Source organism: Roseateles chitinivorans (assembly GCF_050632235.1).
Taxonomy (GTDB): Bacteria; Pseudomonadota; Gammaproteobacteria; order Burkholderiales; family Burkholderiaceae_C; genus Roseateles; species Roseateles chitinivorans_A.
Window position 1 is genome coordinate 5704888 of record NZ_CP192584.1, and the last position, 24134, is coordinate 5729021.

The window sequence follows — 24134 nt, forward strand, 5'->3', positions numbered from 1 at the left end:
AAACGCTGTTTTGGATTCTGATTTCCAGAGGCGTCGAGCGCCACCGGAGTGACCCTAGCGAGGCCTCATCGCTTCACCAACAGACCGAGCTGCTTGCCGATGGCCGCATCGACAGTGCGCTTGGGCAGCGCCATCGGAATCGTCCAGTTCTTCAACTTCTGCTTCACGACGGTGTAGTTGACCTTGGGACTGGTGCTCGTGAGGGCGGTCAACACCGCCTGCCCGATGACGCGCGGGTGCAGGCCCTTCCTGCCCTCGGCCACGAACCCGACCCGGAAGCGTTCCATCGCCGCTGCGTAATCGGTGTGGCGGTACTGGCTGTAGTCCTCGGCCAGGGCCTTGTCCAGGATCGGCGTATTCACGTAGCCAGGCTCGATCAGGATCGCGTCGATCCCGTAGAGCTGCAGTTCGCGACGCAGCGACTCGGTCATGCCCTCGAGCGCATGCTTGGATCCGGCATAGGCCCCGAGGAACGGCGCGCCGAAGCGGCCGCCGACCGAGCTGATGTTGACGATGCGGCCGGGCTTGCCCTTCAGCGCCCGGTCGACGCCGAGCAAGGGAGCGAATGCCTGGGTCACGATGACGGGGCCCAAGGTGTTGATCTCCAGCTGCCGGCGCATGTCCTCGATCGGCTGGTGGAGCAGCGGGCCCACCACGCAGAAGCCGGCGTTGTTGACGAGCCCGCGCAAGGTCATGCCACCTAGTTGATCGCGCAGCTCGTCGGCGCACGCCCTCACGGACGCTTCATCCGTGACATCCATGAGCAGCGGCGTGAACCGCGCCCCCAACTCGGCCTGGGCCCGCTTCGCGTCGGCGTCGCTGCGCAGCGATCCGAAGACGCGATAACCGGCTTCCAACAGTACTTCCACGGTGGCGCGCCCGATCCCGGAGGACGCACCGGTGACGAGGATCACGTCTGAAGTCATTGCAGTTCCCCTTCAAGGTGTACATTGTCAATCATGAAGGTGGACATAGTACATTTTTAGGCCAGTTGGTCAAGATGTACGATGTTCTCGTGCCATATCCAGCCAAGACAGACCGCGAAGCCATCCTGGCAGCCGCGATGCAGCAAGCCGAAGAAGAAGGCGCCGACGCCCTGTCGATACGAGGCGTGGCGACCAAGCTGGGCATTGCGCCCAATGCGCTCTACCGATACTTCGGCAGTCTTTCCGACCTCCGGGGCGCGGTGTCGGAGGAGAGCCAGCGACGCCTGCTGTCGGCGATGCAGGCAGGGGTCGGCCGCAAGGGTCCCAGCGAGGCGATCCGGGCCATCGCGCAGGCGTATCTCCGGTTCGCACGGGAGAGCCCGCACGCTTTCGCGACCACGCTGCATCCGTCCAATGTCGAGGGGATGCCGCGGCGCACAGTCAGAGCTGGCGGTTCGTCGTCGCCCAGGTGGCGCGGCTGTACGGCGAGGAGCGCGCCGCGGAGGCCGCCGTGGCCCTATGGGCGTTTCTTCACGGCATGACGGTGCTGGAACGGGCTGGCGTCCTTGGCGGCGCCAAGCCTTCCGCCGGATTCGATCTCGGCCTGAAGCTCTGGATCACCGGGGCTGCCGCAGACGGCGCGGACTGAAAGCTCCGGCTTCGGGATCTCCTTCAGCTCGACCAGCATGGGCAGATCCCGCGCCTCGACCTGCACCGAGTGCTCCGCGACGGGGCGTCGATCGACGACGGGCTTGGGGTGGCGGAAGAAGAACATGGCGCGCAGATCGAGACGCACCGCGAGGCTTCAACCGAGGGGTTTCCCTCGCTGATGAATGGAATGGGGTGACCGGTCGGGATCGAACCGACGGCCTCCGGGGCCACAACCCGGCGCGCTGACCAACTGCGCTACGGCCACCCTTGAACTGGACTCGACGCCCGGATTCGAACCGGGGACGGCTTGCGCCAACGGATTTGCAATCCGTCGCCTTGAACCTCTTGGCTACGTCGAGATGAATGCGTGAGATGTCCTCTCTCGGCTGTGTCCGCACGCGAGCCCGGCCGTCTGCACGGTGCGTCTCGCTGCATGCCGGCGCGGCCGCGTCGGCACACATGCACGTCGAGCCGGCCCGCCGCTTGTGCACGGACACACCCGAGAGAAGAAGAACGGAAAACGGAAACAAAAAAGCCCGGATCCTTGCGGAATCCGGGCCTCTTTCGAGTCCTGCGAATCGTGCGCGCCTGTCGGCTAAGCCTTGCGCGCTGAGTGATCCGCCCCGTCATCCGCACCTGCCATCCAATGACGATGGCCTTCGGTTGCATGGCAATGACAGCAGCGGTGATGCGCGCTCACCAGGGACACAGCCACACCGCCGGCAGGCAGTGCGTTGGTCTGGAGGGCGATGGCGCGGTTCATGATCAGCTCTTGACTTCAGATGGGCTTCGGATCGACTTCTGGGGTGGAGCGGGTCGGAGACCCGTTCCGTTGTTCTGGAATGAAGCAGATTGTGAACACCGTTCACATCGACGTCAACTAGAATTTGTGAATACTTTTCACATCGCCACGTGACCACGCCCACTTCGACCCTCCGACGCCAGAACGTCCTGTCCCTGTTCCAGGAGTTCGTCGAGCAGAGCATCTCCACCGGCGGATCGCCGAAGGGGCTTGAAGCGGCGTTTGCCGAGAAGCTCGAGGTCAGCCGCGCCACCTGGAGCATGGCCAAGTCCGGCGAACGCCCGATCGGCGACAAGCTCGCGCGGCAGTTCGAAGACCGCTGCGGACATCCATCTGGTTGGCTCGACGAGGAGCGCGCGCCGAAAGGCATGAGCCAGGCCGAGCAGCAGTTCGTCGCGTTGGCGCTCAAGACCTATCGGGAGACCAACAGCGATGGGCGGAAGAAGCTTCGCCAGCTGCTCAAGACCTGGACGGTCTAGCCAGGCGTCGTCAACGTCGCCCGGACTCGCCAAAATGGTGCTGGTTGCGAAACATCGTGCGCTCCGACAGCGGATGCGCCGACGTTCGAAAGTACTCCGCGCTCAGCATCGCAAGCTCCTCACGGGCTCCGGGCACGCCAGCGTCCGCAATCAGCAGGACGTCATGAGCCGGGACTGCCGCAAGGAGTTCTCCGCGGCATTCCACCGTCCATCTCCGCCACGTCGTCCCGACCAGCAGCAACAGCGAATCGTGCGGGTCACGCAAAGTCACGCGGTACGTCAGACCCGATGCCGAAGCGATCCGCTCCGGTTCAGTGCCCGACAACGTCGCGGCGAAACGGTTGAAGGCGCGGGTGAGAAGGTCTTCGTATTCATCAGCATCCCAAGGGATCTCGCCCCATCGCACCATGTCGATGCCGCCATCGCGATGGACCGTGCAGATCAAGGCCAGAGACTCGTTGTGCTCGAAATGCACGGGCATGCGGTCGTCGGGGCGGCCTTCCCGGTGGCCGCCCGCCCGCGCAATCTCAGCCTCCAGGTCCTCCATCCGGATGAAGCGCGGACGCAGGCTGGGATCGTCCTGGACACGCATCTTCACTGCCTCGCCTTGAACCACCGCCCCAACGCCGCCCGCTCCTCGTCGGTGATGCCGGTCGCGTTGTTCAGCGGCATGGTCTTCTGCACCACGACCTGCTGGTAGATCTCGGCCGCATGCTGCTCGATCATCTGCGGCTCGTGGAACTGGATGCGCTTGGGCGCGAGCGCCGCGTTGTGGCACGCGAGGCACCGGGCGTTGACGATCGTCTTCACCTGCTCGAAGGACACTTCGGCCGGATCGCCCAACGCCGCGGTGGCGCCGGGGCCAGGTGTTGCAGACGACGTTGCCGGTGCCATCGTGACGGGCACCGTCGCCGGCTGAGGTGCCAGCCACGCGATCAGGACCGCCAGCAGCATCACCACCGCCACCAGCAGCGGCCAGGCATCGATGCCCTTGTGGCGCTTCACGAACCAGGTGCGCACCAGCGCGCCCGCGGCCATCAGCATCACCAGCACCAGCCAGTTCTGCGAGTGGCTGTAGAGCATGCCGTAGTGGTTGGACAGCATCGCAATCAGCACCGGCAGCGTGAAGTAGGTGTTGTGCACGCTGCGTTGCTTGCCGCGCTGGCCGTGGACCGGGTCCACCGGCCGCCCCGCCCGCATGTCGGCGATGACCTGCTTCTGGCCCGGGATGATCCAGAAGAAGACGTTCGCGCTCATCATCGTGGCGATCATGGCGCCGGTGATCAGGAAGGCCGCGCGGCCCGCGAAGAGCTGGCTGGCCCCCAGGCCGCCGCCACGACGGCCACCGCGATCAGGCCGAGCACCACACCGTCGTTGCCGATCGAGCCGTCGGTTTTGCGGCCGAAGCGCCGGCAGATCTGGTCGTAGACGATCCAGCCGCCCGCCAGGAAGCCAAGCGCTCCTGAGATCGCCGCGGGCGCGCTCCAGTCGAAGACACGCTTGTCGATCAGGTAGGTGTCGGCGTTGAAGAGGTACAGCAGCGCGAAGAGCGCGAAACCGCTCATCCACGTCCAGTAGCTCTCCCAGTAGAACCAGTGCAGGTGCTGCGGCAGGTTGGCCGGCGCGACCATGTACTTCTGCGGGTTGTAGAAGCCGCCGCCGTGCACCGCCCACAGTTCACCGTCCACGCCCTTGGACTTCAAGTCCTCGGCCTGCGGCTTCACCAGATGGTTGTCCAGCCAGACGAAATAGAACGAGGCGCCGATCCAGGCGATGGCCACGATCACGTGCAGCCAGCGCAGCAGCAAATTGGCCCAGTCGAGCAGGTAGCTGTCCATCAACGAACGTCGTGCAAGATCCGGACCACCACTGCGGGCGCTGTGAACCGGCAAGCGTCGCGCTGAGAAAACCGGGGCGCCGCGGCGACGTTGAGGAGTGAAGTGTATACAGTTTGGCTTGCGGACTGCGACGGCCGCGGGCCCTCACCCCCGCCCTCTCCCGCAAGCGGGAGAGGGAGTTTCACCGTGGTTCGTCGGGTTGTTGCATCGCTTGCGCAACAACCGACAGCGCCACCATCTCGGGCTGCTTGCCAGGGATGCCGGGAATGCCGATCGGGCAGGTGACGTGCGCCAGCTCGGCGGGTGTGAAGCCTCGTGCCTCAAGGCGGTGGCGGAACGTCGCCCACTTGCTCTTGCTGCCGATCAGGCCGATGTACGGCAGATCCTGCGACTCGCGTTGGCGCTTCAGGCAACTGGCGAGGATGTCGAGGTCCTCCGCATGGCTGAAGCTCATGATCAGCACATGCGAGCCCGCGGCCAGCGTCGGCACCGCGCCCTGCACAGGCTCGGACTGCTCGGCGCGGACGTTGTCCGGCAACGGCTCCGGGAACATGCCCTCGCGGCTGTCGATCCAGTGCACGGTCGCCGGCAGCTTCGACAGCAGGTCGACGATCGCCCGACCCACGTGCCCGCCGCCGAACAGCGCAATGCGCCGCCATTCGCGCTGGTCGCCGAGGCGATCGGCCAAGCCGGCGATGGACTGCGCGTCCAACCATGCGAAGTTCAGCCACACGACGCCACCGCAGCACTGCCCCAGCGAGGGGCCGAGCGCGAAGCGCTGACGCGCCTCCATGACGCGTCCCGCGGCCAACGCCGCTCGCGCCTTCGCGATCGCGTCGAATTCGAGCTGTCCGCCGCCGATCGTGTTCACGACATCGGAGGCGGTCACCGCCATCCACGCGCCGACCTCCCGCGGGCCGCTGCCCTGCAGCTCGTCCACGCGCACCAGCACCGCCGGCTCGCGCGCGAGTCTCAGGGCCAGCGTCTGCCAGGCGCGCATGCGAGGACCTCAGCTGCCCCGGTAGGTCGAATACGACCAGGGGCTGGCCAGCAGCGGCACGTGATAGTGCGCGCCCGGGTCCGCGATCCCGAAGTCCAGCGGCACCTCGTCCAGGAACGCCGGCTCCGGCAACGTCACGCGCCGGCTGCGGAAGTACTCCGCCACCGCGAAGACCAGCCGGTAGCGGCCGACCTGCAGCGCCGCGCCCTCCAGCAAGGGACCGTCCGCCCGCCCGTCGGCGTTCAGCGTCAGCGCCTGCAGCAGGCGCGGCTCGCCGGACTCGATCCGGTACAGCCGGACGGCCATGCCGGCGGCCGGGCTGCCGTGCATGGTGTCGAGGACGTGAGTCGTGAGCTTGCCCATCGGCGCCTTCGGTGAAAGAGGGAATGAAAGCACAAAGTGTATACACTCCCGAACACACTGCACACCCGCATCCACACGGCCTCGCGCCGTTGGCCGCGTCCGCCACGCCCTCTCCGTCCGTCACCCACTCCGCCATGAACGCCCGGGACCTCGACGCCAGCGCATCCGTCACCGGACGCATCACGGCCGCCATCACGCAGGCGATCGTCGAGCGCCGGCTGATGCCGGGCACCAAGCTGGTCGAGCAGCAACTGGCGGACATCTTCGAGTGCTCGCGCACGCTGGTGCGGCAGGCGCTGAACCAGCTCAGCCGCGACCGGCTCGTGCGGCTGGAGCCGGCGCGCGGCGCCTTCGTCGCCCAGCCCAGCGTCGAGGAGGCCCGCCAGGTCTTCGAGGTGCGCAAGATGCTGGAGGCGGCGATGCTCGCCGACCTCTGCCAGCGCATCACTCCCGCGCAGATCAAGCAGCTGCGCGCCCATCTGAAGCAGGAGCGCGAAGCCGTCGCCCGCACCGACGTCCCCGGCCGCACGCGGCTGCTGGCGGACTTCCACGTCGTGCTCGCCCGCATGCAAGGCAACGAGGTGCTGGCGCAGCTGCTGACCGACCTGCTCTCGCGCAGCTCGCTGATCGCGCTGATGTACCAGAGCTCCCATTCCGCCGCCGAATCGCAGGCCGAGCACGACGCCATCGTCGACGCGCTCGAGGCCCGCGACAAGCGCGCGGCGCTGAAGCTGCTCGATGCGCACCTCGGCAACGTCGAGGCCAACCTGCGGCTCGATCCGCGCGTGCAGGACCTGAAGTCGGTCCTGCAGCGCTGATGCGGCCGCCCTCCCTCGACACGTCCGCCGACGCGCCTCCCGACATTCCTTCGACACCGCCATGAAGTCCGCCGCATGAAGCCCGTCGTCTCCCCCGGATATCCCCGCGACCTCGTCGGCTACGGCGAGCATCCGCCACACGCGCAGTGGCCCGGCCAGGCGCGCATCGCCGTGCAGTTCGTCCTCAACTACGAGGAAGGCGGCGAGAACTCGGTGCTGCACGGCGACGCCGGCAGCGAGCAGTTCCTGTCCGAGATGTTCAACCCGCCGGCCTTCCCCGCGCGCCACCTGAGCATGGAGGGCATCTACGAATACGGCTCGCGCGCCGGCGTGTGGCGGCTGCTGCGTGAATTCGAGAAACGCGCGCTGCCGCTGACGGTCTTCGGCGTGTCGATGGCGCTGGAGCGGCATCCCGAGCTGACGAAGGCCTTCGTCGAGCTGAACCACGAGATCGCGTGCCACGGCTGGCGGTGGATCCATTACCAGGGCGTCGACGAAGCGATCGAGCGCCAGCACATGGACATCGGCATGGACATCATCCAGCAGCTGACCGGCGAGCGCCCGTCGGGCTGGTACACCGGCCGCGACAGCCCCCACACGCGGCGGCTGGTCGCCGACTTCGGCGGCTTCGAATACGACAGCGACTACTACGGCGACGACCTGCCGTTCTGGCTCAACGTCCGCAAGACCGACGGCGCGCTGACACCGCATCTGGTGGTGCCCTACACGCTGGACTGCAACGACATGCGCTTCGCGCTGCCGCAGGGCTTCAGCCACGGCGACGAGTTCTTCGAGTACCTGCGCGACACCTTCGACGTGCTCTACGCCGAGGGCGCCGAGGCCCCGAAGATGATGAGCATCGGCATGCACTGCCGCCTGCTCGGCCGGCCGGGCCGGATGCGCGCCCTGCAGCGCTTCCTCGACCACGTCGAGAAACACGACCGCGTCTGGGTCGCCCGGCGCGTCGACATCGCCCGCCACTGGCGCGCCACGCATCCGTTCGATGCGGACAAGGCCTTCGTGTGGGGCTGAATCGCTGAGCTATCGATGAGCACCTCCTCGCCAACATCCCCGCCCTTGCCGGCCCTGGCCCTCGCCACGTTGAACGCCGCCGACGAAGACGCCTTCGTCGCGTTGCTGGACGGCGTCTACGAACACTCGCCATGGATCGCGCGACGCGCGTTCGCGGGTCGCGCCGCCGGCGGCTTCGCGAGCCTCGCGGCGCTGAAGCATGCGATGGCCACCGTCGTGCGCGAGGCCGCGCTCGACGAACAGGTCGGCCTGATCCGAGCGCATCCGGAACTCGCCGGCAAAGCGATGGTCGCCAGGTCGCTGACGGCCGAATCCACGAACGAACAGAGCAAGGCCGGCCTCACCGATTGCACACCAGAGGAGTTCGCCCGGCTGCAGCAGCTGAACACCGACTACAACGCGCGCTTCGGGTGGCCGTTCATCCTCGCCGTCCGCGGCCCGCGGGGCGACGGCCTGACGCGGCAGCAGATCATCGACACCTTCGCGCGGCGCCTGAATGCGCACCCGGACATCGAGCGCGCCGAGTGCCTGCGCAACATCCACCGCATCGCGGAGATCCGCCTGAACGACAAGTTCGGCGTGACGCCGACGCTCGGCAACCAGGTCTGGGACTGGGCGGAGTCGTTGGCGCGATTCTCCGATCCGGGCTTCGCGGAGAACGGCCAGCTCACCGTCCTCTACCTGACCGAGGCCCACCGCGCCGCTGCAGCGCAACTCGCGGACTGGATGCGCGAGTGCGGCTTCGACGAGGTCGGCATCGATGCGGTCGGCAACGTCGTCGGCGTCTATCACGGCGAGGACCACGACAAGCCGGACGGACAGGCGGGCGAGCCTCCCCGGCTGCTGACCGGCAGCCACTACGACACCGTCCGCAACGGCGGCAAGTACGACGGACGCCTCGGCATCTTCGTGCCGATGGCCTGCGTGCGCGAACTCAAACGCCAAGGTCGCCGGCTCAAGCACGGCATCGAGCTGATCGGTTTCTCCGAGGAGGAAGGCCAGCGCTACAAGGCGACCTTCCTCGGTTCCAGTGCGTTGGTCGGCCGCTTCGACCCGGACTGGCTCGATCAGGCCGATGGCGACGGTGTCGTGCTTCGCGACCTGATGCGCGACGCCGGCCTGCCCGGCACGATGGACGCGATCCAGGCGCTGCAGCGGGATCCCGCGCGCTACCTCGGCTTCATCGAGGTCCACATCGAGCAGGGCCCCGTCCTCAACGAGCTCGACCTGCCGCTGGGCATCGTCACCTCGATCAACGGCAGCCTGCGCTATGTCGGCGAAGTGCGCGGGCTGGCCTCGCACGCCGGCACGACGCCGATGGACCGCCGGCGTGACGCCGCCGCGGCGGTGGCGGAGTTGATCCTCTACGTCGAGGAACGCGCCGGCGCCGTGCCCGAGGTCGTCGGCACCGTCGGGCAACTGCAGGTCCCCAACGGCTCCATCAACGTCATCCCGGGCCGCTGCCGGTTCAGCCTCGACCTGCGCGCGACGACCGACGCCGCGCGCGACGCGCTCGACGCCGACGTGCGCGCCCGGCTCGCCGAGATCTGCGAACGTCGCGGTGTCAGCTTCACCCTGGAGCGCACCGAAGCCGCCGCCGCCGCGCCCAGCGACGCCGCATGGCAGTCGCTCTGGGAATCGGCCGTCGACGCGCTGGGGCTGCCCGTGCACCGGATGCCCTCGGGCGCCGGCCACGACGCGATGAAGCTGCATCAGGCGATGCCACAGGCCATGCTGTTCCAGCGCGGCCTGAACCTCGGCATCAGCCACAACCCGCTCGAAGCGATCAGCAACGACGACACCGAACTCTGCGTGCAGGCCTTCCTCGCGCTGCTCGACCGGCTGTGAACGCCGCGCGACCTGTCCGACTCCGATCCGCCGGATCACGATTTCCTGGATGAACGCCTCATGACCGCTTCCGCCCCGTCTTCCTACGACGCGCTCGACGCCTGGATCGACGCCCACTTCGACGAACAGGTCCGCTACCTGCAGGCGCTGGTGCGCGTGCCCACCGACACGCCGCCCGGCAACAACGCGCCGCATGCCGAGCGCACGGCCGACCTGCTCGCCGAGATGGGGTACGTCGCAGAGAAGCATGTGGTGCCACAGGCGCAGGTGCGCGAGTACGGGCTCGAATCGCTGACCAACCTGATCGTGCGACGCCGCTTCGGCGCGGAAGACGGGGGCACGAGCACTGGAAGCGCCGGCCCCGTGATCGCGCTGAACGCCCATGGCGACGTGGTTCCGCCGGGCGACGGCTGGACACACGATCCCTATGGCGGCGAGGTGGTCGACGGCCAGCTCTTCGGGCGCGCGTCCGCCGTCAGCAAGAGCGACTTCTCGACCTACACCTTCGCGCTGCGCGCGGTGGAAGCGCTGCACGCGCAGGGCGCCGCGTTGAACGGTGGCGTCGAGCTGCACTTCACCTACGACGAGGAATTCGGTGGTGAACTCGGTCCCGGCTGGCTGCTGCAGCAAGGACTGACGAAACCCGATCTGCTGCTCGCGGCCGGCTTCAGCTACCAGGTCGTCACCGCGCACAACGGCTGCCTGCAGATGGAGGTGACGGTCCACGGCAAGATGGCGCACGCCGCGATCCCGGACACCGGCATCGATGCGCTGCAGGGGGCGGTCGTCATCCTGAGCGCGCTCTACGCGCGCAACGCCGACTACCGCAAGGTCACGTCCAAGGTCGAAGGCATCAAACATCCCTACCTGAACGTCGGCCGCATCGAGGGCGGCACCAACACCAACGTCGTGCCGGGCAAGGTGACGTTGAAGCTCGACCGCCGGATGATTCCGGAAGAGGACCCGATCGCCGTCGAGGCCGAGATCCGCGACACCATCGCGCAAGCGGCGGCGTCGTTCCCCGGCATCACGGTCGACGTGAAGCGGCTGCTGCTGGCACGCGCGCTCCAGCCGCTGCCGGGCAATCTTCCGCTCGTGGAGGCGCTGCAGCGCCATGGCGAGGCTGTATTCGGCGAGCCGATCCCGACCTCGGGCACACCGCTCTACACGGACGTGCGTCTCTACGGCGAGCACGGCATTCCTGCGGCGATCTACGGTGCCGGCCCGCGCACCGTCCTCGAGTCGCATGCCAAGCGCTCGGACGAGCGTGTCGAGCTGGACGATCTGCGCCGGGCGACCAAGGTCGTCGCACGCACGCTGCTGGACTTGTTGACGCCTGCCTGATCGCTCCACTCGTCGAACGCGAAGCGGGCATGGCCGGGGCCGGCGGCGAAGCCGAGCGTTCAAGACTGACTTGAGCGCCGTCTGTCCGAGTGCAGTGAGCCGCAGGTGAACGGAACGAGTTGGCGCGACCTCGCGAGGCGCGAGCCGCCGGCCCCGGCCATGCCTGCTTCGCGCGCCCGCCCTAGAATGCGCCCCGTCATGCGCCTGCATTCCCCCACCGTTTTCGTCCGCTGGATGGCCGTCCTGGTCTTCTGGCTGGCGGCGCTGCTGCCTGCGGCGTCGATGGCGGCGCAGGCGCTGAACGGGGATCTGGCGCCCTGGACGCAGATCTGCCGGTCCAGCGTGGTCGGCCCGCGCGCCGCCGAACTGCGGGCGGGGTTGGCGGACAGCGGTGCCGATGATCAGGATCACGCGCTGTTCCAGCACTGTGCGTTCTGCCATCTGCACCAGGACGCCCTGCCCTTGCCGCCGTTCCCTGCGGTGCTGCCTTTGCGCACCGAGCTGCGCCACGGCCTGCCCGAGCGCTTCTACAGCGCGACGGTCACCGCGCATGCCTGGCGCAGCGCGCCGGCGAGAGCGCCCCCTCTGACGGTCTGAAGTCAGCCGCACCGGCCCCAGCCGGTGCTCCTTCATTCCGTTGGAGTTCCTTTCCATGCACAGCATTTCCCGTGCGCGCCGGCTTCGAGCCGGCGCGCTGACGGCGCTGGCGTCCGCTTCCGCCGCGGCGTTCACGACCGTGTACGCCGCGGAGGACGCCGCCGTCGAATCCGCCGCTTCCGCCGCCATTTCCGCCCCCATTCGCGCGCAGTCCCTGGGCATCGTCCGTGTCGACGGCGCCGCGCCGACCTCGCTTCCGAGCCGCATTCCCACCACGATGGAGGGCGTCTCCGGCGAGGCGATCGCCCGCGACATCAACGCCACCGACGCCGAGGACGCGCTCAAGTACTTGCCCAGCCTGCTGGTGCGCAAGCGCTACATCGGCGACTACAACCACGCCGTGCTGTCGACGCGCGCCTCCGGCACCGGCAACAGCGCGCGTTCGCTGGTCTATGCGGACGGCATCCTGCTGTCCAACCTGCTCGGCAACGGCGCGACCTTCGCGCCGCGCTGGGGCCTCGTCTCGCCGGAGGAGATCGCCCGCGTCGACGTGATGTACGGGCCGTTCTCGGCGGCGTACTCAGGCAACGCGGTCGGTGCGGTCGTCGACTACCAGACGCGGATGCCGACCCGGTTCGAGGCGCATGCGCGGGTGGGCTACAGCCATCAGCCCAACGACCTGTACGGGCACAAGCGCGACTACGACGCCAAGCAGGCGAGCGCCTCGATCGGCAGTGCCGAGGGCGCGTTCTCGTGGTGGCTGCACGCCGGCCGCACCGACAGCGAAGGGCAGCCTCAGACCTTTGCGAACCGACCCTTGAGTTCATCGGCACCGGCGGCCAACGCCGTGCCGGTGACGGGCGCGGTGAGCGGACTCAATCGCGCCAACCAGCCGTGGCTGCTGCTCAGCAGCGGCACGCAGTACGACACGGTGCAGGACCAGGCCAAGCTGAAGCTTGCCTACGACATCGATCCCGGGCTGCGGGCGATGGCGGTGGTCGGGCTCTGGAGCAACCGCTCGGACGGGCAGTCGGAGAGCTTCCTGACCGATGCGAACGGACGCACGATCGATCACCGTGCCAGCGGCGGCATCACGCAGCCGGTCAGCATCGATGGCAAGGGCTACACGCTGAGCGCGGCCGACTTCCCGCAGACGCGCGATGAGCTGGAGCACCGCATGTACGCGCTGTCGCTGAAGCGCCGCGTGCGCGACGGGCTTGGATGGGAAGTTTCCGGCAGCCTGTACGACTACCTCGCCGACCGCTCGCGCGCCTACGCGCCGACCAGCACGCCGAGTTCAACGCTGCCTCAGGGCGGCCGGCTCACCGATCAGGCGGGCACCGGCTGGAACACACTGTCGGCCAAGCTCAGCTGGACGCCGGACGGCAGCGATCACACGATCGACGCGGGCGTGTCGCAGGAGCGCTTCCGCCTGCGCAGCCGCGTGTTCGGGCTGGATGACTGGCGCGCGGCGGCCGGCGGCGCGCAGAGCGCGCGCTTCGAGGGCGACACGCGCGTGCGTGCCGTGTTCGCTCAGGACGCCTGGGCGTTCGCGCCGGACTGGACGGCGGTATTCGGCCTGCGCGGCGAGCGCTGGCAGGCCTTCGACGGCCTCACGCAAGCGCTGGCCACCCAGACCCCGCATGCCCATCCTGATCGATCGCAGACGGCCTGGTCCCCGAAGGCCGCGCTGTCCTACGGACTCAGCGAGCAGTGGGTGATCAAGGCCAGCACGGGTCGCGCGGTTCGCTTCCCGACGGTCAGCGAGTTGTTCCAGGGCGGTTTCAGCCCGACCGGCAGCTTCATCAACAACGACCCGAATCTCAAGGCCGAGCGCAGCTGGACCAGCGAGCTCAGCGCCGAGTGGACCGGGGCGGACCGAGATGCGTTGCGGCTCACGCTGTTCCATGAGGACAGCCGGGATGCGCTGTATTCGCAGATCAATCCGGGCGTCAACACGACGACCGCGACAGTGCAGAACATCAATCACGTGCGCACGCGGGGCGTCGAACTCAGCGGCACTGCAGGGCTTCCTCAGCACGTGAGCCTCACCGGCAGCGTGACCTTCGCCGACTCGATCATCCTGGCCAACGCCGGCTACGCCACGGTGCCGGGCGACACGATCGGCAAGTGGCAGCCGCGCGTGCCGCGCTGGCGCGCCACGCTGCTCGCGCAGTGGCAGGCCCGCGACGACCTGAGCCTGAGCCTGGGCGCGCGCTACAGCGGCAAGCAGTTCAGCACGCTGGACAACAGCGACGTCAACGGCTTCGCCTACATGGCGGCGAGCAAGTACTTCACCGTCGACGTGCGGGCGCAGTGGAAGATCGACAGGCAGTGGACCCTCGCCGCCGGCGTCGACAACCTCAACAACTACCAGTACTGGAACTTCCACCCGTATCCGGGGAGGACGTTCCAGGTGGAGGCGAGGTGGGACTACTAGCCGGAGGTCAGTCTGGCAACTCGATCCCCGGCCACCGCCGGGAGGTATGGATGATCCGTCGAATCCAGAGGGTCGGATCAATGACCTCATAGTGCAGGCGATAGCTTCGCCTGACTGGGAGGACTCGCAGGTTGCCGCTCTTTGTGCGCGTTCCAAGACATGGCTGACATCCCAGCATCATGAACTTGCGGACAAACTCCTTTGCCATCTTTCGAGCGGCAGGTGGGTTGTCCGCCTCAATGCGGGCCAGGATGTTGGTCAGGTCTTGGTGAGCTTCGCGCGTCAGCTCGACGTTCAAGGCTGCGACGGGAGGTCCGACGGCCTCACCGCTCCGAAACGTTCTTCGAGTTCCTTGATCGCATCTTCCAGCGAGATCGAGTGACCAAGAACAACCGACCGCTGGCTCTCGCGCACCAGCCGATACTCATGCGCCTCACAGTTGTTCGGATCGAAGAATTCTGGACTGTTGATGAACATCGCCTCCTCGATCAGCCCGAGGACAAACTCATCGACGCTGAAGTGCGCCGCAGCGGCTTTCGCTTCCAGCTTGCGCTTGAGCGCCTCGCTGAGCCGGATGGTCAATGTAGTCGGGGTGATGTCGGTCATGTCGGTCATGTACGGACTGAAGTCAAATCGCTCTAGGACAGCGTTCATTCTGCACCTGCACTTTCCAATGAAGGGGGATGCAGGATTCTGAGAAGCAGTTGGACCGGTCAGGATCGAGCCAGAGCCCAAAACGACTCGGACAAGTCTGTCCGTCGCGAAAGACGATCACTTTGAGCCAGCCGCGGCGGCGACACGGCGTCGCGGTTCGTCCACCCCGTAGTTCCCCGCCCTGACCAAAGGCACCCCACGGGCAGCGGGGCACAATCCCCGCGCACCGCCCCGCACGGCCACGAGCCGCGCGGGCGGCTTCCCGACTCCAGGAGCACATCGCATGCAATCCCGCCTCTCGTTGACCGCCGCGCTGGTGGTCGGGCTCGGCGCCGGCACGGCCGCCACCGCACAGACCGCCTCGGCCCCCGCGGCCCCGGCCGCCGCCTCGGCGACCTCTGCCGCTTCGCAAGGCCTGGCCTACCCGGCCACCCGCAAGGTCGACCAGACCGACAACTACCACGGCACCACGGTCGCCGACCCGTACCGCTGGCTCGAGGACGACAACAGCGCCGACACCAAGGCCTGGGTCCAGGCCGAGAACGCGGTCACCGACAAGTTCCTCGCCGCGATGCCGCAGCGCCTGCCCGCGCGCAAGCTCTACACCGACCTCTACAACTTCGAGAAGTTCGGCGTGCCCTCCAAGGAAGGCGGCCGCTACTTCTGGACCCGCAACAACGGCCTGCAGCAGCAGGCGGTGCTCTACACCGCCCGCAGCCTGAAGGACACGCCGCAGGTCGCCCTCGACCCCAACACCCTGTCCAAGGACGGCACCGTCGCCCTGACCGGCAGCGTCGTCTCCAAGGACGGCCGCCTGATGGCCTACGGCACCGCCGGCGCCGGCTCCGACTGGCAGACCTGGAAGGTCCGCGACCTCGACACCGGCAAGGACCTGGACGACACCATCGAGTGGGTGAAGTTCTCCGGCGCCTCCTGGACGCCCGACGGCAAGGGCTTCTTCTATTCGCGCTACGACGCGCCCAAGGAGGGCGCGGCCCTCACCGGCGCCAACTACTTCCAGAAGGTCTACTACCACCGCCTGGGCACGCCGCAGTCCGCCGACACGCTGGTCGTCGAGAACCCCGCCGAGAAGGAATGGGGCTTCAACGTCGACGTCACCGACGACGGCCGCCTCGCGCTGATCAACGTCTGGAAGGGCTCGGCCCGCAAGAACGGCCTGCTCGTCCTGCCGCTGGACGGCAAGGGCGGCTACGGCGGCGCCAAGCCCGTGCCGCTGACCGTCAGCTTCGACGCCGAGTACGCGCCCGTCGTGCTCGACGGCCAGCGCCTGATCGTCAAGACCGACAAGGACGCGCCGCGCGGCCGCCTGATCGCGATCGACCTGGACAAGGACTGGCAGGCCAAGGACCCCAAGACCTGGACCACGCTGGTGCCCGAGACCAAGGATGCCCTGACCGCCGCCAGCGGCGTCGGCGGCCAGCTGGTGCTGAGCTACCTGCAGGACGCCGCCACGCTGGTGCGCGTGCATGCCCCCAGCGGCAAGCATGTGCGCGACATCGCGTTGCCCGGCGTCGGCACCGCCGCCGGCTTCGGCGGCAAGTGGAACGACCCCGAGACCTTCTTCAGCTACACCAGCCTGACCACGCCGGGCGAGATCTGGCGCCTGGATGCGAAGACCGGCAAGGCCGAGCTGTTCAAGCGCACGGAGACGGCCTTCGAGGCGAACCAGTTCGAGAGCAAGCGCGTCTTCGTCACCAGCAAGGACGGCACCAAGCTGCCGATCTTCATCGCCCACCGCAAGGGCCTGAAGCTGGACGGCACCAACCCGACGCTGCTCTACGGCTACGGCGGCTTCAACGTGCCGATGACGCCGGGCTACGGCGTCACCGCCGCGACCTGGATGAAGATGGGCGGCGTGTACGTGCTGGCCGTGCTGCGCGGCGGCGGCGAGTACGGCGCCGCCTGGCACGAAGCCGGCACCAAGGGCAAGAAGCAGAACGTCTTCGACGACTTCATCGCGGCCGGCGAGTACCTCGTGGCCAGCAAGTACACGCAGCCCGCGAAGCTCGCCATCAACGGCGGCTCCAACGGCGGCCTGCTGGTCGGCGCGGTCGTGAACCAGCGCCCGGACTTGTTCGGCGCTGCGGTGCCGCAGGTCGGCGTGATGGACATGCTGCGCTTCCACAAGTTCACCATCGGCTGGGCGTGGACCTCGGACTACGGCAGCTCGGAGAACGCCGCCGACTTCCAGTGGCTCAAGGCCTACTCCCCGCTGCACACGATCAAGAGCGGCGCGCGGTATCCGGCCATCCTGGTGACGACCGGCGACCATGACGACCGCGTCGTGCCGGCCCACAGTTTCAAGTACACCGCGACGCTGCAGGCCGCCGACACCGGCCCCGCGCCCAAGCTGATCCGCATCGAGACGCAGGCCGGCCACGGCGCCGGCAAGCCGACCTCCAAGATCATCGAGGAGCGTGCGGACATCCTGGCCTTCATCGCGAACACCTTCGGGATGGACGTGAAGTGAACTGAGGGCCTCGTCGCCCGCCCCGGCGCGCCCTGGCGCGCCGCCCCGAAGCCCGGCCGTCGACGACGCGCCGGGCTTTCCACTTTCTGGCTGGACGCTGCCGGGCCGGGCATTCACCGTGCAGGCGGAAATGGGCGTGAAATCCGGCCAGATGTTTGGCCGGATTTGCGCCCTGTTCTTGTCGTCTCGGAATCTTTGGCGACCGCGATGATGCGAAGCATGACGACACGCCGCACGCCCGCCAGCCCGCAGTCCACGCTCCCGCGTCCCTGCCCGCACACCTGCCCGCCTTCGTGCCCGGCCAGGCCAGCCCCGGCGCCGGTCCCCCTTCCGCGGACCTGACTCACCACGATCCTCGCGCCCAGGCCGCGGCCCCTTGCGGGTCGCCCATGGCCGGCGCGCATGCGCTTCCCCATTCGCCACGCCGCAGCGCCACGCCCCCAGCAGTCGGGGTGTCCAGGCGGCGTCACAGCGCCCTTGCCCGGCCCTTCCACGAGGGGCCGGGCTTTTTCGTTCCGCCCGGCGCCGGTTCAGCGCCTGATCAGCGCCTGATCAGCGCTTGTCCAGCACGTACGCCCGCACGTGGTCGCCGGGCCGGGTGCCGGTCGACCCATGCCCGCCGGCGATGACGAGCAGGTACTGCCGCCCGTCCGCGCCCAGGTAGGTCATCGGCGTCGCCTGGCCGCCCGCGGGCAGGCGGCTTTCCCACAGCACGCGGCCGTCGTTGACGTCGTAGGCGCGCACGTAGTCGTCCATGCTGCCCGACAGGAAGGCCAGGCCGCCGGCCGTCATCAGCGGCCCGCCCAGGCTCGGCACGCCCAGCCTGAACGGCACGGGGAGTGGGGACAGGTCGCGCACCGTGCCGTTGCGATGCCGCCAGACGACCTTGCCCTCGTTCAGGTCGACACCGGCCACCGTGCCCCAGGGCGGCGCCTGGCACGGGATGCCCAGCGGCGAGGTGAAGGGCTTCATCTTCGCGGCGAACGGCGCGCCGAAGTTCTCGTTGAGCGCCGGCAGCGCGCCCTTGGGCGGGCCGCCGTCCTGCACCAGCAGCGAGGTGTCATCGCGGCGCGGCACCAGCGTCGAGGTGAAGCCCAGCACCGCCGGCGTCGTGAACGCAATGCCGCGCACGGGATCGACGGCGATGCTGCCCCAGTTGAAGACGCCGAAGTTGCCCGGGTTGATCAGCGAGCCCTGCTCCGACGGCGGCGTGAAGCGGCCCTCGTAGCGCAGCTTGTGGAAGGCGATGCGGCACCAGAGCTGGTCGAACATCGACACGCCCCACATGTCGCGCTCGCGCAGTTCCGGCGGATTGAAGGAGATCGCCGAGACCGGCTGCGTCGGCGCGCTGAAGTCGCCCGCCGCCGCGCCCTGCGGGGCCGGCGTCTCGGTCACCGGGAACACCGGCTTGCCATCGCGGCGGTCCAGCACGAAGAGCTCGCCCTGCTTGGTCGGCTGCACCAGCGCCGGCACGCGCTGCCCCTTCACCGTCAGGTCCACCAGGACCGGCTGCGACGGCACGTCGTAGTCCCACAGGTCGTGGTGCACCGTCTGGAAGACCCAGCGCGTCTGCCCGGTCGCCAGGTCGAGCGCCACCACCGACGACGAATGCTTCTCCACCGCCGCGGAGCGCTTGCCGCCCCACTGGTCCGGCGGCTGGTTGCCCATCGGGAGATAGACCAGGCCGAGCGCCTCGTCGACGCTGGCCACCGACCAGCTGTTGGGCGAGTTGGCGGCGTAGGTCTGCCCGGCCGTGATCGGCGCGGTGGCGTCCGGATTCGCGGAGTCCCAGTTCCAGACCAGCGCGCCGGTCTCGACGTCATAGGCGCGGATCACGCCGGACTGCTCCTTCGTCGAGGCGTTGTCGAGCACCGTGCCGCCGACGATCACCAGTTTGCGCGTCACGACGACGGGCGAGGTCGAGTAGTAGGCGCCAGGCTGCGCATTCGGCATGCCGGCCATCAGGTTCACCGCGCCCTGCTGTCCGAACGAGGGACAGGTCTTGCCCGTGGCCGGATCCAGCGCGATCAGGCGCGCGTCGGCCGTGGGCATGAAGAGCTTGGCGGCGCAGGCCGCCGGCTGGGCGCCCGCCGCGGCCATCGCATCGGGCGGCGGCTGGTACGACAGGCCGCGGCAGGTCAGATGCTGCAGCGCGAGCTGTCCACGCACCTGGGGATCGAAGCGCCAGAGTTCACGGCCCGTCGTCGCGTCCAGCGCGAGCACCGTCTGGTGCGGCGTGCAGAGGAAGAGCCGTTCGCCGACCTTCAGCGGCGTGACTTCGAAGGTGGTTTCCACCGGATCACCGGGCCGCCCGCGGACATCGCCGGTGCGGAAGTCCCAGGCCAGCTTCAGGTCGCCCACGTTGGCCGGCGTGATCTGCGCCAGCGGCGACCAGCGCTGGCCGAAGCCTGTGCGGCCGTAGGCGTGCCACTCGCCGTCGGGCACCGAGGCCGCGCCCGACGCCGGCGTGCCCGGCGGACGCGCGGCGCCGTTGGCCGGCATCGTGCCTTCGACGGCGTGGAGGTCACGCGTCCACGACGTCACCGCGAGGACCACGAAGATCCCGAGCACCGCCGCCAGCGCGAGCGCGGGAGGACTGCGCCATGCGACGCGTCGGACATCGTCGACGGGCAGATGACGACGCATCGTCGGCACCAGCGCCAGCAGCACCGCGCCGATGACGAAGGGCACGCCGATCCGCGCGCCCAGCGGCCACCAGTCCAGGCCCACTTCCCACAGACTCCACACGAGCGTGGCGAGGAAATAGAGCGCGTAGCCGAGCACCGCCTCCCGCAGCCGCCCCCACATCAATGCGCCGATGACGGCCCAGGCCAGGCCCGACAGCGCGTAGTACCAGCTGCCACCGAGCGAGGCCAGCAGGCCGCCCGCGGCGAGCATGACGAACCCCAGGATCAGCAGCGCGGCGCCGAGGACGCGGGCCAGCCAGGGGACGGGAGCGGGAGAAGGAGCAAGGACGGTCGACATGCCGCGTGTTCGGCAATCGACATGCCGGTTGCCCCCGCCGCCTGTGGACAAGTCGTGGGGAAAGCTGAGGGCGGCGCGCTCAAGCTGTTGATCCGTCAGGCACTTCGTTGCGCTGCTGCAGTTTTGAGCAGCGGACCCCCTTCACCCGGGCCTCACGGCGGATTCACGCCGGCTCACGGCCCCCCTACCGACTGATGCCCGCTGATGCCGGCTCAGGCGGAATTCATGCCGGCTCAGGTTCCAGCTTGCCTTCCACGCGCAGCAAGGTCTCCAGCGCCTGGCTGCGCAGGCCGTAGAAGCGCTTGATCTCGTCGAGCTGCGCCAGCAGCTCCGCGCGCCGCGCCGGGGTCAGGTCCTGCGGACGCTTCACGGCCAGCACCATCTTGTTCTTGCTGGTGTGCTCCAGCGCGATGAACTCGATCACCTGCGTGTCGTATCCCATCAGTTCCAGCAGCAGCGCGCGCAGCGAGTCGGTCACCATCTCGGCCTCCTGGCCGAGGTGGATGCCATGCTGCAGCAGCGGCCGCAGCGCGGCCGGCGTCGACATCTGCGGACGGATCTCCTTGTGGCAGCACGGCGCGCACATGATCACGCGCGCGCCGCTGCGCAGGCCGAAGTGCATGGCGTAGTCGGTCGCGATGTCGCAGGCATGCAGCGCGACCATCACGTCCAGCGGCTGGTCGCCGCGCTCGCGCACGTCGCCGTGCTCGAAGCGCAATCCCGCCAGGCCGTGTCGCGCCGCGGCGGCGTTGCCCAGCGCCACCATGTCCTGCTTGAGCTCGACGCCCTGCACCGCCGGGGTCAGGCCTTGCGCGCGCAGCCAGTCGTGCATCGCGAAGGTCAGGTAGCCCTTGCCCGAGCCGAAATCAGCCAGCCGCACCGGCGTGCCCGGCGCGTCCAGGCCCGCCTTGCGGACCGCCGCGCCGAAGATCTCGATGAACTTGTTGATCTGCTTCCACTTGCGGGCCATCGCCGGCACGAGCGCGGGCTGGCCCTTGATCTCGTGCGTGACGCCGAGGTCGCGCCAGAAAGGACTGTCGGACGACAACTCCCGGGGCTTGGCGCGGTCGTGCCCGCCGGGCGTCGCGACGCCCTCCACGCCGCCGGCGTCTTCACCGGTCGCGGAGGCGCCCCCTTCTTCCCCACCTGCAGCAGCGGCTTGCCCTTGCGGCTGAAGCGCAGTTGGACCTCCTCGGCGAGGGTGTCCAGGTGCGCCTGCTGGAAGTCCCGCCCCAGCAGCGCGTCGATCAGCGCGAGGCCTTCGTCCAGCGGGTGGTTCTTCGTGACGTCCTTGGTCTTGTGCCGCCAGAGGAAGCTCAGCGCGCGCTCGCCGCGCAGCTCGATGTCGCGCACGGTCAGGCGCTCGATCGAGGCGTCCTCGCCCTCGTGGCGGTTCAGCAGCAGGCGCTGGAAGCGGCGTTCCGCCAGGGCCGTGCGCAGCAGGCGCAGGAAGCGCTGGCGCTCGTCAGGGGTGGGGGCGTCGGGGGACGGTGTGAACAAGGGACTTCCGGAGGACATGGGGACGGATTGTCCCGCCAATCCGGGATCACGCTCATTCCGGCCGGTCGAGCACCAGCAACCAGTGGCCTTCGCCGACGACCTCGTCGTCCCCGGCCGTCAGCGTGAAGCTCAACCGGTGTCGCCCCTCGCCCGCGCGCGGCGCGACCGTCAGCGAGGACGGCGGCGCCCCCGCACGCCGGCGCAGCGCCTCGCGGTGCAGCCAGGCCAGCACCTCCGGCGGCAGGCGCGCGTGATCCGCCCACGGCGGCGGGAAATGCGCCGCCATCAGCGCGCGCGCCTGCGGGGTCTGCCAGGTGCACTGGCCATCGCGTTCGCGCACCGCCATGCGGGCCGTGGGCCGGCGCGGCTCGACCGGCGCGATCACCGGCGCCGGCGACATCAGGCCCTCGATGCGCAACAGCAGCTCGCTCATGCGGACCGGCTTGACCAGGCACTCCGAGGCGCCGGCCTCGTGCAACGCCTCCACCGGCTGAGGCCCGCGCGGACGGCTCAGCGTCAGTACCGGCACGCCGCTGCCGGCCAGACGCCGCAGCAGGGTCAGGGGGCCGTCGCCGGGCAGCTCGGGCAGTTCCATGTCCATGATCACGAGGGCGGGTCCGGCACCCAGTCCGTCGATCGCCGCCAGCGCGTCGGCGGCCCGGAGCAGGTCATACCCGCTCTCCTCGAGCACGGCCGCCAGCGGCTGCACCGCCAGCGCCTGCACGACCAGCAGGCGCGGTCGCGGCGCGGAACGCGGGCGGGTCGGATCGGGCGGCGGCATCGAGGGCATGGGCTCCACCATACAAGTCCCGTGCCCGCCTCTCAAGACGCCGGCGGCAGCGGGAAGCCTCGAACTCCGGGGCGATCGCCCCCGTCCCGCGGCGATCGGCGCCGCGGGCGCTGACGCACAATGGCCGGCGCCATGGACGATACCCCCGACTCGCCCGACATCGATCCGACCGCCCCGCCGCCCGGCGAGGCCGCCGCGCCGGTCGCCGCTCCCGCCGCCGCCCCCGCGGCGCCGTGGGAAGGACCGTCGCCGGACGTCGTCGCCTGGCTGCTGGTGAACTGGCACAACAAGCATCCGCTGGCGCGGCGGCTGGGGATCGCCGACGTCCACACGGTGGGCGCGGTGGCCCTGCCCTTCATGGCGCAGGCGCTGCCCAAGGAGCCCAGCCTCGAAGGCGGCGCGCCCGCCGAGGCCACGCCGCCGGCGCCCAAGCGCCGTCTGCCGTGGCAGCGCAAGGCCGCGGGGTCGGGACCTCGACCCGCCTGGCTGGACGAATTCATCCCCGGCCTGAAGACGTCGGCCGTTGCCACGATGGCGCTGGACAATGGCTTCACCACCGCGCCGGACGATCTGCCGCTGCGGCGCGTGGACATCGACGAACGGGCGCTCGCCGCCGACGCGAACCAGCCTGGTGCATGGCCGATGGAATTGGTGCTGCTGAGCGCCGCTTTCGATGCGGGCCCGGCACGACGGCGCGTGCTCGTGGGGCGTCGCGACCAGGTGCTGGGACAACGTGCGCTGGATCCCGCGCGATTGGGCGTGGCGGGCAGCGTCGCAGCCCTGGTGCTGATCGCGGCGATCTGGGCGCTGTGGCCCTCGTCCAAGCCCTCCAAGGAGGCGCTGGCCGCGCTAGCGGCCGCCGAAGCGGCATCCGCCGCGTCCGCCGCCCAGGCCGCCTCGGCGGCAGCCCTGGCCGAACAGGCCTCACGTCCGGCGGCAGCGGCCTCCTCGGCCTCGCCGGCAGCCTCCGCCGTCGCGGCGATGGATCCGGCTTCGGCCGCGAGCGCTGCGGCGTCCGCGCCGGCGGAGAGTCCCGCCGCATCGATGCCCGCTGCATCAACGCCCACGGGCGCGATCCCGAACATCCGCCCCTCATTGCAGGGCGGCGCGGAACGCGCCCCGGGCGCGAAGGAGGCGGCGCCGGCCACGACGGCCCCCGCAGCATCGTCGGGCGGGACCGGTGCGGCAGACAAGCCCGGCGCGGCCAACACGACCAACGCGGCCACCGCCGCGAAGGCTGGCGCCTCCGAGGCCGAACGCCGCGTGGGCGTCGACGACGCCGGCCTGGGCAGCCTCATGAAGCGCGACGGCGCCTCCGGCGGCAAGCTGGTCGCGCTGGTCAGCCAGCCCCACAAGAACAAGGCCGACGCCGAGGCGCAACTGGCGCGCATGCGCGAGATGATCGGCGCCACGCTCGGTGGCAACACCGTGCCGAACGGCGAGGTCTTCCAGACGAAGGACGGCTGGCGCGCCGCCGTGTGGCCGTTCGGCAGCCGAGAGGAAGCGCAGCTGATCAATGCGACGCTGCTGGCCCGCGGCATCCGCGGGACGCGCGCCGTCGACTTCTGAGGCCCGA

At 69.1% G+C, this 24134-nt stretch carries 21 protein-coding genes, 2 tRNA genes and 1 pseudogene; 10 read left to right on the forward strand and 14 right to left on the reverse strand.

The annotated features are described in order from the left end of the window. Positions 1–65 precede the first annotated feature (65 nt). Complete coding sequence (locus ACQ859_RS26010) at positions 66–914, reverse strand: SDR family oxidoreductase (RefSeq protein ID WP_431263390.1); 849 nt, start codon at positions 912–914, stop codon at positions 66–68. 11 nt (positions 915–925) lie between these two features. Between ACQ859_RS26010 and ACQ859_RS26015 the strand changes: the two genes are divergently transcribed. After that, complete coding sequence (locus ACQ859_RS26015) at positions 926–1468, forward strand: TetR/AcrR family transcriptional regulator (protein WP_431263391.1); 543 nt, start codon at positions 926–928, stop codon at positions 1466–1468. On the opposite strand, the gene ACQ859_RS26020 is transcribed toward ACQ859_RS26015, so the two are convergent. From ACQ859_RS26020 to ACQ859_RS26030, 3 genes are all read right to left on the reverse strand, one after another. Next, positions 1444–1722 carry a hypothetical protein gene (locus tag ACQ859_RS26020; RefSeq protein ID WP_431263392.1) on the reverse strand — a complete coding sequence of 93 codons (279 nt, stop codon included), beginning with the start codon at positions 1720–1722 and terminating at the stop codon, positions 1444–1446. The genes ACQ859_RS26015 and ACQ859_RS26020 overlap by 25 nt on opposite strands. A gap of 43 nt (positions 1723–1765) precedes the next feature. Further along, a tRNA-His gene (locus ACQ859_RS26025) sits at positions 1766–1842 on the reverse strand. 8 nt (positions 1843–1850) lie between these two features. Further along, a tRNA-Cys gene (locus tag ACQ859_RS26030) sits at positions 1851–1936 on the reverse strand. A 553-nt stretch (positions 1937–2489) separates the two neighbouring features. Between ACQ859_RS26030 and ACQ859_RS26035 the strand changes: the two genes are divergently transcribed. Continuing rightward, entirely contained in the window at positions 2490–2858 is a 369-nt protein-coding gene (locus tag ACQ859_RS26035; RefSeq protein ID WP_431263393.1) for a hypothetical protein, read from the forward strand. 10 nt (positions 2859–2868) lie between these two features. Here ACQ859_RS26035 and ACQ859_RS26040 read toward each other — a convergent pair whose 3' ends face one another. The 4 genes and pseudogenes from ACQ859_RS26040 to uraH all read right to left on the reverse strand — a co-directional run bounded on the left by ACQ859_RS26040 (position 2869) and on the right by uraH (position 6059). Next, complete coding sequence (locus ACQ859_RS26040) at positions 2869–3456, reverse strand: hypothetical protein (protein ID WP_431263394.1); 588 nt, start codon at positions 3454–3456, stop codon at positions 2869–2871. Further along, positions 3453–4696 (reverse strand): annotated as a pseudogene (locus ACQ859_RS26045) (urate hydroxylase PuuD). Before ACQ859_RS26045 ends, ACQ859_RS26040 begins: the two are co-directional and overlap by 4 nt. 181 nt (positions 4697–4877) lie before the next feature. Continuing rightward, complete coding sequence (xdhC, locus tag ACQ859_RS26050; protein WP_431263395.1) at positions 4878–5696, reverse strand: xanthine dehydrogenase accessory protein XdhC; 819 nt, start codon at positions 5694–5696, stop codon at positions 4878–4880. 9 nt (positions 5697–5705) lie between these two features. Then, complete coding sequence (uraH, locus tag ACQ859_RS26055) at positions 5706–6059, reverse strand: hydroxyisourate hydrolase (protein WP_431263396.1); 354 nt, start codon at positions 6057–6059, stop codon at positions 5706–5708. 134 nt (positions 6060–6193) lie between these two features. Between uraH and ACQ859_RS26060 the strand changes: the two genes are divergently transcribed. The 6 genes from ACQ859_RS26060 (at position 6194) to ACQ859_RS26085 (ending at position 14138) form a co-directional block, all read left to right on the forward strand. Further along, the gene (locus ACQ859_RS26060; RefSeq protein WP_331615863.1) at positions 6194–6877 is read left to right on the forward strand and encodes a GntR family transcriptional regulator; all 684 of its coding nucleotides are present in this window, start codon (positions 6194–6196) and stop codon (positions 6875–6877) included. Positions 6878–6952: 75 nt separating this feature from the next. Continuing rightward, positions 6953–7909 (forward strand): allantoinase PuuE, encoded by a 957-nt coding sequence (gene puuE, locus ACQ859_RS26065; protein WP_431263397.1) that lies wholly within the window; start codon positions 6953–6955, stop codon positions 7907–7909. A 15-nt stretch (positions 7910–7924) separates the two neighbouring features. Next, positions 7925–9757 carry a 2-oxo-4-hydroxy-4-carboxy-5-ureidoimidazoline decarboxylase gene (gene uraD / locus ACQ859_RS26070; protein WP_431263398.1) on the forward strand — a complete coding sequence of 611 codons (1833 nt, stop codon included), beginning with the start codon at positions 7925–7927 and terminating at the stop codon, positions 9755–9757. Positions 9758–9817: 60 nt separating this feature from the next. Then, complete coding sequence (locus ACQ859_RS26075) at positions 9818–11101, forward strand: M20 family metallopeptidase (RefSeq protein ID WP_431263399.1); 1284 nt, start codon at positions 9818–9820, stop codon at positions 11099–11101. A 198-nt stretch (positions 11102–11299) separates the two neighbouring features. Continuing rightward, entirely contained in the window at positions 11300–11698 is a 399-nt protein-coding gene (locus tag ACQ859_RS26080) for a DUF2946 domain-containing protein (protein ID WP_431263400.1), read from the forward strand. Positions 11699–11753: 55 nt separating this feature from the next. Next, positions 11754–14138 carry a TonB-dependent receptor gene (locus ACQ859_RS26085; protein ID WP_431263401.1) on the forward strand — a complete coding sequence of 795 codons (2385 nt, stop codon included), beginning with the start codon at positions 11754–11756 and terminating at the stop codon, positions 14136–14138. Between the two features lie 7 nt (positions 14139–14145). On the opposite strand, the gene ACQ859_RS26090 is transcribed toward ACQ859_RS26085, so the two are convergent. Further along, on the reverse strand, positions 14146–14436 hold the full coding sequence (locus tag ACQ859_RS26090) for a type II toxin-antitoxin system RelE/ParE family toxin (RefSeq protein ID WP_431263402.1): 291 nt from the start codon (positions 14434–14436) through the stop codon (positions 14146–14148). Continuing rightward, the gene (locus tag ACQ859_RS26095) at positions 14433–14744 is read right to left on the reverse strand and encodes a hypothetical protein (RefSeq protein ID WP_431263403.1); all 312 of its coding nucleotides are present in this window, start codon (positions 14742–14744) and stop codon (positions 14433–14435) included. Before ACQ859_RS26095 ends, ACQ859_RS26090 begins: the two co-directional genes overlap by 4 nt. A 331-nt stretch (positions 14745–15075) precedes the next feature. Here ACQ859_RS26095 and ACQ859_RS26100 point away from each other — a divergent pair, with 331 nt between their 5' ends. Beyond that, positions 15076–17283: a prolyl oligopeptidase family serine peptidase gene (locus tag ACQ859_RS26100; RefSeq protein ID WP_431263404.1), complete on the forward strand. Its 2208-nt coding sequence runs from the start codon at positions 15076–15078 to the stop codon at positions 17281–17283. Between the two features lie 552 nt (positions 17284–17835). Here the strand turns inward: ACQ859_RS26100 and ACQ859_RS26105 are convergent. From ACQ859_RS26105 to ACQ859_RS26120, 4 genes are all read right to left on the reverse strand, one after another. Further along, positions 17836–20268, reverse strand: a complete 2433-nt coding sequence (locus ACQ859_RS26105) for a membrane-bound PQQ-dependent dehydrogenase, glucose/quinate/shikimate family (protein WP_431263405.1) — start codon at positions 20266–20268, stop codon at positions 17836–17838. A gap of 223 nt (positions 20269–20491) precedes the next feature. Further along, positions 20492–21217: a class I SAM-dependent methyltransferase gene (locus tag ACQ859_RS26110; RefSeq protein WP_431266658.1), complete on the reverse strand. Its 726-nt coding sequence runs from the start codon at positions 21215–21217 to the stop codon at positions 20492–20494. Next, the gene (locus ACQ859_RS26115; RefSeq protein WP_431263406.1) at positions 21109–21768 is read right to left on the reverse strand and encodes a hypothetical protein; all 660 of its coding nucleotides are present in this window, start codon (positions 21766–21768) and stop codon (positions 21109–21111) included. Before ACQ859_RS26115 ends, ACQ859_RS26110 begins: the two co-directional genes overlap by 109 nt. A 52-nt stretch (positions 21769–21820) precedes the next feature. After that, a complete protein-coding gene (locus ACQ859_RS26120) occupies positions 21821–22558 on the reverse strand; it encodes a response regulator (protein WP_431263407.1) in 738 nt (245 codons plus the stop codon). Between the two features lie 132 nt (positions 22559–22690). Between ACQ859_RS26120 and ACQ859_RS26125 the strand changes: the two genes are divergently transcribed. Continuing rightward, positions 22691–24127: a hypothetical protein gene (locus ACQ859_RS26125; RefSeq protein WP_431263408.1), complete on the forward strand. Its 1437-nt coding sequence runs from the start codon at positions 22691–22693 to the stop codon at positions 24125–24127. Positions 24128–24134 lie beyond the last annotated feature (7 nt).

Coding starts and splice junctions, on each gene's coding strand:
- xdhC (WP_431263395.1), bottom strand. CDS start 5,696: ATGCGCGCCTGGCAGACGCTGGCCCTGAGACTCGCGCGCGAGCCGGCG.
- uraH (WP_431263396.1), bottom strand. CDS start 6,059: ATGGGCAAGCTCACGACTCACGTCCTCGACACCATGCACGGCAGCCCG.
- ACQ859_RS26060 (WP_331615863.1), top strand. CDS start 6,194: ATGAACGCCCGGGACCTCGACGCCAGCGCATCCGTCACCGGACGCATC.
- puuE (WP_431263397.1), top strand. CDS start 6,953: ATGAAGCCCGTCGTCTCCCCCGGATATCCCCGCGACCTCGTCGGCTAC.
- uraD (WP_431263398.1), top strand. CDS start 7,925: ATGAGCACCTCCTCGCCAACATCCCCGCCCTTGCCGGCCCTGGCCCTC.
- ACQ859_RS26075 (WP_431263399.1), top strand. CDS start 9,818: ATGACCGCTTCCGCCCCGTCTTCCTACGACGCGCTCGACGCCTGGATC.
- ACQ859_RS26080 (WP_431263400.1), top strand. CDS start 11,300: ATGCGCCTGCATTCCCCCACCGTTTTCGTCCGCTGGATGGCCGTCCTG.
- ACQ859_RS26085 (WP_431263401.1), top strand. CDS start 11,754: ATGCACAGCATTTCCCGTGCGCGCCGGCTTCGAGCCGGCGCGCTGACG.
- ACQ859_RS26095 (WP_431263403.1), bottom strand. CDS start 14,744: ATGACCGACATCACCCCGACTACATTGACCATCCGGCTCAGCGAGGCG.
- ACQ859_RS26100 (WP_431263404.1), top strand. CDS start 15,076: ATGCAATCCCGCCTCTCGTTGACCGCCGCGCTGGTGGTCGGGCTCGGC.
- ACQ859_RS26105 (WP_431263405.1), bottom strand. CDS start 20,268: ATGTCGACCGTCCTTGCTCCTTCTCCCGCTCCCGTCCCCTGGCTGGCC.
- ACQ859_RS26120 (WP_431263407.1), bottom strand. CDS start 22,558: ATGCCCTCGATGCCGCCGCCCGATCCGACCCGCCCGCGTTCCGCGCCG.
- ACQ859_RS26125 (WP_431263408.1), top strand. CDS start 22,691: ATGGACGATACCCCCGACTCGCCCGACATCGATCCGACCGCCCCGCCG.